We start from the raw sequence: 10,378 nt of genomic DNA, 5'->3' as shown, positions 1-10,378 counted from the left end.
CAGCCGTGCCCGCGTACTGGACTCCCCTGCGACGGGCCGACCACCGGAGGGCGGACAGGCCTGTCATCGGCCGTGCCCGCCGCCTCCGTCCCCCGGAGTCGTCGCGCACCTGGGCATTGTAGTGGGAGCGCACTGCGGGGGAATGGCCGCGTGGGGGTTTTCCGGCTGGCGGACCAGGTTACTGACGGGTCGCTAGGGTCGAGTGCGGCGTCCGGTGGTTCTCAGTGCCCTTCGCGCTCGGTCGGCTGGGCGGAGGTGACCAGCTCGGTCAGCACGCCGCCGCAGTCCTTGGGGTGGAGGAAGGTGATCCGCGAGCCCATCGAGCCGATCCGCGGCTGGTCGTAGAGGACCCGGACGCCCTTGCCGCGGATGGCCTCGGCGTCGCCGTCCACGTCGGCCGTGCCGAAGGCGATGTGGTGCACGCCCTCGCCGTTCTTCTCCAGCCACTTGGCGACGGTGGAGTCCGGCCGGGTGGGCTCGAGCAACTGGAGGTACGAGGCGCCGCCGTCGTCCGTGCCGTTGATCCGGAGCATCGCCTCGCGGACGCCCTGCTCCTCGTTGACCTCGCTGTGGAACACCTCGAAGCCGTAGGTGGCGCGGTAGAACTCGACCGTCTTGTCGAGGTCTCGGCAGGCGATGCCGATGTGGTCGATACGGGTCAGCACGGCGGCCTCCAGGGCGGTGGACGGAAAGTGGCACCCAGTGCAGCGTACGGGCCCGAGGCCGCGCCAGTGCCGGACGTGCGAGCCTGCTCACACGCACGGGTTTCACCCGAACGTTCACCCGGACCGTGTTGACACGGTGTTGACTGGATGGTGCCAGTGCGCTCGATCACACCGTCGCTCCGGTGACGGGCGGAAAACGGGTCAGTACCCTGAGCGCATCCTCACCTGGCCACGACGTGCGAAGGGGCCCGTCCCATGACCAACACCACCTCTGTGATCGTTGCCGGTGCGCGGACCCCGATGGGTCGCCTGCTCGGCTCCCTCAAGGGCTTCTCCGGTGCCGACCTCGGCGGCTTCGCGATCAAGGGCGCGCTGGAGCGGGCCGGGATCACGGGTGAGCAGGTCCAGTACGTGATCATGGGCCAGGTGCTGCAGGCCGGCGCCGGCCAGATCCCGGCCCGCCAGGCGGCCGTCAAGGCCGGCATCCCGATGAACGTCCCGGCGCTGACCGTCAACAAGGTCTGCCTCTCCGGCCTGGACGCCATCGCCCTGGCCGACCAGCTGATCCGGGCCGGCGAGTTCGACATCGTGGTGGCCGGCGGCCAGGAGTCGATGACCAACGCCCCGCACCTGCTGCCGAAGTCCCGCGAGGGCTACAAGTACGGCGCGGTCGAGGTGCTCGACGCCATGGCGTACGACGGCCTGACCGACGCCTACGAGAACATCCCGATGGGCGAGTCCACCGAGAAGCACAACACCCGCCTGGGCATCCCGCGCGAGGTGCAGGACGAGATCGCCGCCGCCTCCCACCAGCGCGCCGCCAAGGCGCAGGCCGACGGCGTCTTCGACGCCGAGATCGTCCCGGTCGCCATCCCGCAGCGCAAGGGCGAGCCGGTCCTGTTCAGCCAGGACGAGGGCATCCGCGCCGACACCACCGTCGAGGGCCTCGCCAAGCTGCGCCCGGCCTTCACCAAGGACGGCACGATCACCGCCGGCACCTCCTCGCAGATCTCCGACGGCGCCGCCGCCGTGGTCGTGATGAGCAAGGCCAAGGCGGAGGAGCTGGGCCTGACCTGGATCGCCGAGATCGGCGCGCACGGCAACGTGGCCGGCCCGGACAACTCGCTGCAGTCGCAGCCGTCCAACGCGATCAAGCACGCGCTGTCCAAGGAGGGCCTGGAGGTCTCCGACCTCGACCTGATCGAGATCAACGAGGCCTTCGCCGCCGTCGCCCACCAGTCGATGAAGGACCTGGGCGTCTCCTCCGACATCGTCAACGTCAACGGCGGCGCGATCGCGCTCGGCCACCCGATCGGCATGTCCGGCGCCCGCGTGGTGCTCACCCTCGCGCTGGAGCTGCAGCGCCGCGGCGGCGGGGTCGGCGCGGCCGCCCTGTGCGGCGGCGGCGGCCAGGGCGACGCGCTGATCGTGCGCGTGCCGAAGGCCTGATCACCGCTCTGACCTCGGGGCTGCGGACCGCCACAAGTGGTCCGCAGCCCCTTCGGCATCCGCCGTCCGTCGGCATCTGCGCAAGGAGATCCCCCATGATCGATGTCGCCACGCTGGTCGAGCAGGCCCGGGAGGGCCGGCCGCGGGCGGTCGCCCGGCTGATCACGCTGGTCGAGAACGCCGCGCCGCAGCTGCGGGAGGCGATGGCCGCGCTCGCGCCGTACACCGGGCAGGCGTACACCGTGGGCCTGACCGGCTCGCCCGGGGTCGGCAAGTCCACCTCCACCTCGGCGCTGGTCTCCGCCTACCGGCGGCTCGGCAAGCGGGTCGGGGTGCTCGCCGTCGACCCGTCCTCGCCGTTCTCCGGCGGGGCGCTGCTGGGCGACCGGGTCCGGATGCAGGACCACGCGACCGACCCCGAGGTGTTCATCCGCTCGATGGCCACCCGCGGGCACCTGGGCGGGCTGTCCTGGGCGGCGCCGCAGGCGCTGCGGGTGCTGGACGCGGCCGGGTGCGAGGTGATCCTGGTCGAGACCGTGGGCGTGGGCCAGTCCGAGGTCGAGATCGCCGCCCAGGCCGACACCGCCGTGGTGCTGCTCGCCCCCGGGATGGGCGACGGCATCCAGGCGGCCAAGGCGGGCATCCTGGAGATCGGCGACGTCTTCGTGGTCAACAAGGCCGACCGGGACGGCGCCGACGCCACCGCCCGGGAGCTCAACCACATGCTGGGCCTCGGCGAGGCCCGCGAACCGGGGGACTGGCGCCCGCCGATCGTCAAGACCGTCGCGGCGCGCGGCGAGGGCGTGGACGAGGTGGTCGAGGCGCTGGAGAAGCACCGCGCCTGGCTGGAGGAGCACGGCGAACTGGCCGCGCGCCGCCGCCGCCGGGCCGCCCAGGAGATCGAGGCCATCGCCCTGGCCGAACTGCGCGCCCGGATCGGCGACCTCTCCGGCGACCGCCACCTGGCCGGCCTCGCCGAACGCGTCGTCACCGGCCACCTCGACCCGTACGGCGCCGCCGACGAACTCGTGGCGGGCCTGACCACGAACTGAGCGGGTCGCCCCGTCCGGACCTGTGCACAGGAAGTCGGCCCGGCCGACTTCCTGTCCACAGGCGCGGGGTGTTCCCGGGGCTAGGAGCGGCCGCGGAGGCTGCGGAGGTGGTCGGCGACGGGGGCCAGGGCCTCGTAGATGGCGTCGAGCTGTTCCGGGGTGAAGCGGTCGATGAAGTGGGCCCGGACGCTGCGGACGTGGTCGGGGGCGACGCGCTGCATGGTTTCCCAGCCCTGTTCGGTGAGGTGGGCGTAGAGGCCGCGGCGGTCGCCGGGGCACTCCTGGCGCAGGACCAGGCCGGCGTTCTCCATGCGGGTGATCTGGTGCGAGAGCCGGCTCTTCGACTGGAGGGTGGCGGTCGCGAGGTCGGTCATCCGCATCCGGTGGTCGGGGGCCTCGGAGAGGACGACCAGGATCTCGTAGTCGTTGATGGCCAGGTTGTGGGGCTGGAGTTCGCGGCTGAGCTGGTAGTCCAGCAGCTTGGCGACCTCCAGATGGGCGCGCCACATCCGCTGCTCCCTGGCGGTCAGCCAGGGAGTCTCCTCCTCGGGCTGCGGCTCGGGGGTGTCCGCAGTCTCGATCGTGTGCGTATCCATGGGATCCAGCATAGCCGATTTAGTTCAATCTTGTACAAGTTTACAGGCCGAAACGCCGACCGATTTCGCCCAGGCTACCGAGCCCCGGGGTATGGGGGTCGCCGCCGTGGTCCGGCTGGACCGGCACCCCGCCGCCCGGGACGCCCGCCTCGGCGTCCACCCGGCCCACCGACCGCTCGGCCATCAGCTTCTCGCTCGACTGCACCAGCACCTGCCCGGCGCCGATGAACTCGAACTGGTGCTCCTCGCCGGAGGCGCCGCCGAGGCCGGTCAGCCGCCGCAGGCCGCCGACCACCCCGTGCAGGTAGTCGTGGTCGTAGTGGTGGCACGGCGCCGGGCAGTCCGCCCAGCCGACCAGCGCCTGCGGGTCCACCCGGATCGGCGGCTCCACGAAGTGCACCGGCCCGTTCGAGGCGGCGACGAAGCGGCCGGTGCCGATCAGCGTCAGGAAGCCCGGGATGATCGACTGCTTGAGCCGCAGCGCCGGGTCGAAGGCGAGCAGGTTGCCGGAGCGGACGGTCAGGTTGCCGTCGTCCAGGTCGTAGGAGTTGAGGTCGTAGGCGCGGTCGGCCAGCAGCAGCTTGCCGGTGCCCTGGGCGACCACCCAGTCCGCCGCGTGCAGCGGGGAGTTGAAGTGCAGGCCGAGCGCCCGGTCGACCATCCCGGCGCCGACGCCGCGGAAGGTGATGTCGCCGTAGTAGGCGACCATCTTGCCCTTCTGCAGGAAGTAGGAGCCGTTCAGGTCGACGGCGAAGGCGTACGGGTTGACGTTGTCGTTGGCCGGCAGGGTGTACGCGTCGTGGACCACCGGGCCCGGGCCGCCGTGGGTGGTCGGCAGCGGGGCCGGCGGGCCGGTGAACTGCTCCTGGGCGTACGGCTGTTGGTGGTCCACGAAGCCGGGCGGCGGGGGCGGGGGCGGCGGGTAGTCCGAGGAGCGGCCGTGGTTCGCCGGCGTCGGCGGCACCGGCGGCACCGTGAAGCCCGGCTGGGTCGGCTGGTCGTGCGGCGACTGCCCGTACGGCGACTGCCCGTACGGCGGCTGCGGAGGGTAGGACATCAGAGCTTCTCCTCGCTCGCCTGGACGTACACCGCGCCCTGCCCGGACAGCTCCAGCTGGAACGCCTCGCCCGAGCCGCGGCCGATCATCTCGCGCCAACCGATCGCCGTGGACAGCTTGTTGCGCACCTCGCCGCGGTGCGCCACGTACGCCTGCGGATCGACGTGCACCGGCTGGCCGGGGGTGATCGGCAGCTCGAAGACGCCGCCGTGGGCCATCACCGCGACCGAGCCGTGGCCCTCCAACCGGGTGGTGAACAGGCCCTGCCCGCTGACCTGACCGCGGACCATGCCCATCACCCCGCCCTGGGAGCCCAGGAACACGGTGGACTGCCGCAGCGTGCCCTCGAAGGCGAGCAGCCGGTCCGCTTCGACGAACAGGGCCTCGCCGGTCAGGTCGATCACCTGGACGTGGTGGCCGCCGTGGCCGAACATCACCCGGCCGTGGCCCTCGACGGTCATCAGCGGGGTGTCCTCGTTGGCGACCCGGCGGCCGATCATCGACATCACCCCGCCCTGCCCGCCGGTGATGTTCGGGGTGAACCGGACGTCGCCGGTGTACCCGAGCATCGCCCCGCGCTGGCTGAACAGCCGCTGGCCGGGCAGCACCTGGGCCTCGACCATCTTCCCGTTGATCCGGGTGAAGCCCATCAGACGTCACCCCCGATGGTGACCTTCTCCGAGGGCTGGACGTACACCAGGCCCTCGCCGGTGAACTCGACCTGGACGGCCTCGCCGCCGCCCTCGCCGATCACCGTGGTCCAGCCCGCGCCCGACTTCAGGCTGCGGTGCAGGTTGCCGGTGTGCGCGACGTACGCGCCCGGGTCGACCCGCAGCGGCATGTCCCTGCTGACCCGCAGGATGACGGCCGGGCCGTTGGAGGTGACGGCGGCCCAGCCGTGGCCCTCCACTTTGGTGGTGAAGAGCCCGTTGCCCGAGGAGACGCCGTTCAGCCCGGTGAAGCTGGTGCCGGTGTGCAGACCGGCCTCGGTGCAGAGCAGGTTGTCCGCCTCGACGTGGAGCGTCTCCCCGTCGAGGCGGACCAGGTTGATCTCGGTGGCCTTGTCGGCGAAGTAGCAGGTGCCCTGCCCCTTCACCTCCATGACGGCCATCCGTTCGCCGGTGAGCCGGCGGGTGACCATGCCCCGCAGGCCGTCCCCGCCACCGGTCAGCTTCTTGAAGGTCATCTGGCCGGTGTAGGCGACCATCGAGCCGTGCCGGGCCTTGACGGCGTCGCCGCCCAACTCGACGGCGAGCACCCGCGATCCCTGGAGTCTGAACTGTGCCACGGCCGCAATCTAGCCGCCGCCGGGGCGGCCGGGCGAGAGGGCGCGGGCCAACCGGTACGGAGCTGGGACAGTCGTTCGGGTCAGGAGCGGGCGTGCGCCCCGCGGCCGTGGCCGGGATGGGGGACGGTGCCGGCCGCCTCCTCGACCTCCAGCAGCGAGGCCGAGTGGCGCTCCGCCTCGAAGGCCACCACACCGCCGCGCAGGCCGAACAGCCGCTTGGAGAGCATGATCCAGAGCACCGCCGCGATGTTCAGCAGCAGGGTGCAGATCTTCACCGCGCTGACGTGCTCGTGCAGCTCGTAGCCCTCCAGCGGGAGGAAGGCCGCGGTGGCGACCACGGTCAGGTACTCGGCCCAGCGCTTGCCCAGCCAGAGGCCGACCGCCTCGACGATCTCGATCAGCGCGTAGGCGACCATCGCGCCCGCGACGATCAGCAGGGTCTTCTTCTGGTAGCCGAAGGTCTTGCGGATCGTCTCGACGATCGGGGCGTGGTCGAGGTCCCAGTGGAAGTGGTCGGTGACCGGCTTGAAGATCGTGAGGTCCTCCTCGAAGACCCGCTGCACGGCCTCCTGGCTGTTGGAGAACTTCCAGACCCCCCAGGCCATCAGGATGATGACGACGCCGCGCAGCACCCGCTCGACGGCCAGGAAGCGCAGGATGAAGAGGTCCCGCAGCGCCTTGCCGCGCGGCACCAGCGGGGCGTTCGCCGCCGGGCCGGAGCCGTGCGGGGCGCCGAGCGCGAAGTCGCCGCAGCGCAGGCAGCGCCAGGCGTCGCCGACGGCGGTGGCGGCGTGCAGCCGGGTGGCCAGCTCGGGCTCGGTCGGCGCGTAGGTGATGTGGCCGCGCTTGGCGCAGGTCCTACGGTCCCAGTCCCGCTTGAACATGGTGTGGCTACCCCCGTGTGTGATGCCCGGGCGCCCGGATCGGTGGGCGCGCGGGCAAGAGGATAGGGGCTACGGGCGACGCCCTGCCGCATCCGGCCGGGTTCTGGCGCGCGGCTGTGACATCCGGCACGGTGGCCACCCCCGGCCCGGGACCCGGACGTGTGCTCGGTGATAATGGCCGGAAGGCTTGTGAGTCGCTTCACAAGCGTGCCCGCGCCTCCGACCCCCGTATTGAGGTATCCAACGTGAACCGCAGCGCCGTCCACCGCCTGCGCCTGATCTCCGCGCCCGAGGGGATCTCCTTCGTCCTGCTGCTGATCTGCACGGCGCTGAAGTACAACACCAGCTTCAACGCCGTCCCGGTGCTCGGCCCGCTGCACGGGACCCTGTTCATCCTGTACGTGGTGTTCTGGATCCAGGCGTGGCAGACGCAGAAGTGGGACACCAAGCGCGGCGTCCTGCTGTTCGTGCTCTCGGTACTGCCGTTCGGCGGCATCTACGCCGAGCGGACCCTCGCCCAGGAGGAGCGCGGCGAGCTGGAGCCCGCCACCGCCTGATCCCGCTTCCGCGTGGACGGTCGACAGGCTGCCACGGCCTCCTCTCCCCAAGGGCCGCGGCAGCCTGTCGCCGTTTCTCACCGGGCACGGGCGGACGCCCGGGGCCTGCCCTCCAACGAGGCCCCGGGCGTCCTGCTCACCGCGTGCCGTACGTCAGTTGACGTTGACGGCGCTCCAGGCGGCGGCGACCGCGTTGTACTCGGCGCTGCCGGCGCCGTACAGGTCGGCCGCGGCCTTCAGGGTGCCGGTGCGGGCGCCCGCGTAGTTGGTGGTGGAGGTGAAGTAGACGGTCAGCGCGCGGTACCAGACCTGCGCGGCCTTGTCCCGGCCGATGCCGGTGACGGTCGAGCCGTTGGAGGTCGGGCTGTTGTAGCTGAAGCCGTTGATGCTCTTTGCGCCGCTGCCCTCGGAGAGCAGGTAGAAGAAGTGGTTCGCCACGCCCGAGGAGTAGTGGACGTCGAGGCTGCCGACGCCGGAGGACCAGGAGTCCGCGGACCTGCCGTCCTTGCTGGGCTTGTCCATGTAGCGCAGCGGCGTGCCGTTGCCGTTCAGGTTGATCAGCTCGCCGATCCAGTAGTTCGGCGGGTTGGTGGGCAGGTTGGCGTAGAACTCGACCATCGTGCCGAGGATGTCCGAGGTGGCCTCGTTGAGACCGCCGGACTCGCCCGAGTAGTTGAGTCCGGCGGTGGCGGAGGTGACGCCGTGGGTCATCTCGTGGCCGGCCACGTCGATCTCGGTGAGCGGGTGGGTGTTGCTCGCGCCGTCGCCGTACGACATGCAGAAGCAGGTGTCGCTCCAGAACGCGTTGACGTAGTTGGAGCCGTAGTGGACCCGGCTGGTGGCGCCGACGCCGTTGTTCTTGATGCCGTTGCGGCCGAAGGTGTTCTTGTAGAAGTCCCAGGTGGCCGCCGCGCCGTACTGGGCGTCCACTGCGGCGGACTCGCCGTTGGAGACGGTGCCGTCGCCCCAGGTGTTGGTGGTCTTGCTGTACAGCGTGCCCGAACCGGACGTGCGGTTCTTCATGTTGACGGTGGACTGGTTGCCCCGGGTGTCGTCCTTGAGCGAGTAGGTGCCGCTGGACAGCGTGGTGTTCAGCGGGACGGTGCCGACGAAGACGCCCTTGCCGGTGCCGGAGGCGGTCTGCACCTGCTCGTGGGTGGAGAGCACCTGGCCGGTGGCCGCGTCGGTGACCAGCAGCTGGCTGCTCGGCGTGCCGTCGGCGCGTTCGCCCTCGACGGTGGTCCGGTAGGCCAGGCGCGGGGCGCCGTCGGACGCCCAGACGACCAGTTCGGCCTTGCCGGTCCGGTGCACGGCGGTCAGCGGTGCCTCGTCCTCGTCGGCGGCGATGCCGACGGTGGACTGCACGGCGCCGGTCGCCTGGGCGGCGGCCTGGTCCGCCGGGATCTTCGGGGCGAGGCCGGGCAGCGCGAGCGTGGCGCCGACGGCCTTGTCCACGGCGGTTGTCGTGCCGTCCGCCTTCTGGTGCACCACCAGGTCGCCGCCCAGGACCGGGAGTCCGGCGAAGGTGCGCTCGTAGCGGAGGTGGCGGGTGCCGTCGGCGTCCACCACGACGTCCTTGGCGACGAGTTGCTCCTGGCCGCCCAGGGCCAGGGCGTGCGCCACCTTGGCGGCCTGGCCGTTCGCCTGGGCGATCAGGTCGGCGCGCTGCTGGGCGCCCCGGGCGTGCGGCGCCGGGTCCGCCTGGGCGGCGACGCCCTGGACGACACCGGTGAGCAGGGCGGTGGCGGAGAGTACGGCGACTGCGGCGAGCTTTCGCTTCACGGACGAGTCCTTCCGGGAAACCGCGTGTGGGCGCGGTCGCACCGCGTCCCGGGGGCCGGGCTCGGCACCTGAGGGGCGGGACGGGCGCTGACGTGCGAGGACCCCGAGCGGTCGTGCGGCTGCCACCGGTTGGGTGGGGGTGGTGGCTACCGAACGGGGTTGGCGGAAAGCATGACAATCGAGCAAATCAAATGACAGGTCTTCCTCATGAATTGGCCAAGTCCCGCCAAGGCGAAGCAATGTGAACGGAAGGACAAAGGGGACCTTTTACCCTGACTTTCAGCGGGTTCCGGTCCGAACCGAGGCCGGGTACCGCGGTGTTCGGTCGTTCGACGGGCAACCCCCGTGCGCCGGAGGCGCGTTGCCGTCCATTCACACCGACGCAATGTCCAGGTATGGACCTGGCCGTCCGATTGGCGGGATCCCGCCACGCGTCGCGCTTGTCCAGCATCAGGACAGCTGGTAGCACACGTCCCGTCCGCCGGTACGGTAAGGAGGTGGCCAAGCCCCTCGCACTCGACTTCGACCCGATCGCCCGCGCCGACGAGCTGTGGGCCCGCCGCTGGGGCTCCGTGCCCTCGATGGCGGCGATCACCTCGATCATGCGCGCCCACCAGATCCTGCTCTCCCGGGTCGACGCGGTGCTCAAGCCGTACGGTCTGACCTTCGCCCGGTACGAGGCGCTGGTGCTGCTGACCTTCAGCCGGACCGGTGAGCTCTCGCTCTCCAAGATCGGCGAGCGGCTGATGGTCCACCCGACCAGCGTCACCAACACCGTCGACCGCCTGGAGCGGGCCGGCCTGGTCGCCCGCCGCCCCAACCCGCTGGACGGCCGCGGGGTGCTCGCCACGATCACCGGGCGCGGCCGCGAGGTGGTCGAGGAGGCCACCCGGGAGCTGATGGCGATGGAGTTCGGGCTGGAGGAGTACGGCCCCGACCAGTGCCGTCAGGTGTTCGAACTGCTCAGGCCGCTGCGGGTCGCCGCCGGGGACTTCACGGAGCCGGGCGAGGGGGCTGCCGAGGGGAGGGCGTGAAGGCGGTTACCCTC

Annotated in this window: 11 protein-coding genes; 4 read left to right on the top strand and 7 right to left on the bottom strand. The window is 71.2% G+C overall.

Annotation, left to right across the window (positions count from 1 at the left end; translation table 11 throughout):
• Positions 1–221: 221 nt before the first annotated feature.
• Entirely contained in the window at positions 222–665 is a 444-nt protein-coding gene (gene mce, locus O1G21_RS14610) for a methylmalonyl-CoA epimerase (RefSeq protein ID WP_270143976.1), read from the bottom strand.
• Between the two features lie 255 nt (positions 666–920).
• On the opposite strand from mce, the gene O1G21_RS14605 reads away from it, so the two are divergent.
• On the top strand, positions 921–2,114 hold the full coding sequence (locus O1G21_RS14605) for an acetyl-CoA C-acetyltransferase (RefSeq protein WP_270143974.1): 1,194 nt from the start codon (positions 921–923) through the stop codon (positions 2,112–2,114).
• A gap of 95 nt (positions 2,115–2,209) precedes the next feature.
• Positions 2,210–3,166, top strand: a complete 957-nt coding sequence (gene meaB, locus O1G21_RS14600; RefSeq protein WP_270143973.1) for a methylmalonyl Co-A mutase-associated GTPase MeaB — start codon at positions 2,210–2,212, stop codon at positions 3,164–3,166.
• An 80-nt stretch (positions 3,167–3,246) separates the two neighbouring features.
• Here the strand turns inward: meaB and O1G21_RS14595 are convergent, their stop codons facing one another.
• The 5 genes from O1G21_RS14595 to O1G21_RS14575 form a co-directional block, all read right to left on the bottom strand.
• Positions 3,247–3,762 carry a MarR family winged helix-turn-helix transcriptional regulator gene (locus tag O1G21_RS14595; protein ID WP_270143971.1) on the bottom strand — a complete coding sequence of 172 codons (516 nt, stop codon included), beginning with the start codon at positions 3,760–3,762 and terminating at the stop codon, positions 3,247–3,249.
• Between the two features lie 40 nt (positions 3,763–3,802).
• Positions 3,803–4,600, bottom strand: a complete 798-nt coding sequence (locus O1G21_RS14590) for an AIM24 family protein (RefSeq protein WP_270151000.1) — start codon at positions 4,598–4,600, stop codon at positions 3,803–3,805.
• Between the two features lie 218 nt (positions 4,601–4,818).
• Entirely contained in the window at positions 4,819–5,469 is a 651-nt protein-coding gene (locus O1G21_RS14585; protein ID WP_270143969.1) for an AIM24 family protein, read from the bottom strand.
• Positions 5,469–6,107: an AIM24 family protein gene (locus O1G21_RS14580; protein WP_270143967.1), complete on the bottom strand. Its 639-nt coding sequence runs from the start codon at positions 6,105–6,107 to the stop codon at positions 5,469–5,471. Before O1G21_RS14580 ends, O1G21_RS14585 begins: the two co-directional genes overlap by 1 nt.
• An 80-nt stretch (positions 6,108–6,187) precedes the next feature.
• Positions 6,188–6,991 (bottom strand): DUF2127 domain-containing protein, encoded by an 804-nt coding sequence (locus O1G21_RS14575; RefSeq protein ID WP_270143966.1) that lies wholly within the window; start codon positions 6,989–6,991, stop codon positions 6,188–6,190.
• A gap of 245 nt (positions 6,992–7,236) precedes the next feature.
• Here O1G21_RS14575 and O1G21_RS14570 point away from each other — a divergent pair, with 245 nt between their 5' ends.
• Positions 7,237–7,548 (top strand): DUF3817 domain-containing protein, encoded by a 312-nt coding sequence (locus tag O1G21_RS14570; protein ID WP_270143964.1) that lies wholly within the window; start codon positions 7,237–7,239, stop codon positions 7,546–7,548.
• 153 nt (positions 7,549–7,701) lie between these two features.
• Here O1G21_RS14570 and O1G21_RS14565 read toward each other — a convergent pair whose 3' ends face one another.
• Positions 7,702–9,330 (bottom strand): M4 family metallopeptidase, encoded by a 1,629-nt coding sequence (locus tag O1G21_RS14565; protein WP_270143962.1) that lies wholly within the window; start codon positions 9,328–9,330, stop codon positions 7,702–7,704.
• A 497-nt stretch (positions 9,331–9,827) separates the two neighbouring features.
• On the opposite strand from O1G21_RS14565, the gene O1G21_RS14560 reads away from it, so the two are divergent.
• Positions 9,828–10,364 (top strand): MarR family winged helix-turn-helix transcriptional regulator, encoded by a 537-nt coding sequence (locus O1G21_RS14560; protein WP_270143961.1) that lies wholly within the window; start codon positions 9,828–9,830, stop codon positions 10,362–10,364.
• Positions 10,365–10,378: the final 14 nt, after the last annotated feature.

Origin of the sequence: Kitasatospora cathayae, from assembly GCF_027627435.1 — a bacterium.
Lineage (GTDB): Bacteria > Actinomycetota > Actinomycetes > Streptomycetales > Streptomycetaceae > Kitasatospora > Kitasatospora cathayae.
The sequence above is the reverse complement of the archived record's forward strand: the minus strand, read 5'-3'. Positions and strand labels throughout refer to the sequence as shown.

Bases quoted from the DNA above. Each gene is read 5' to 3' on its own strand.
- O1G21_RS14575 (WP_270143966.1), bottom strand. From the start codon at position 6,991: ATGTTCAAGCGGGACTGGGACCGTAGGACCTGCGCCAAGCGCGGCCAC.
- O1G21_RS14585 (WP_270143969.1), bottom strand. From the start codon at position 5,469: ATGGGCTTCACCCGGATCAACGGGAAGATGGTCGAGGCCCAGGTGCTG.
- O1G21_RS14605 (WP_270143974.1), top strand. From the start codon at position 921: ATGACCAACACCACCTCTGTGATCGTTGCCGGTGCGCGGACCCCGATG.
- O1G21_RS14595 (WP_270143971.1), bottom strand. From the start codon at position 3,762: ATGGATACGCACACGATCGAGACTGCGGACACCCCCGAGCCGCAGCCC.
- meaB (WP_270143973.1), top strand. From the start codon at position 2,210: ATGATCGATGTCGCCACGCTGGTCGAGCAGGCCCGGGAGGGCCGGCCG.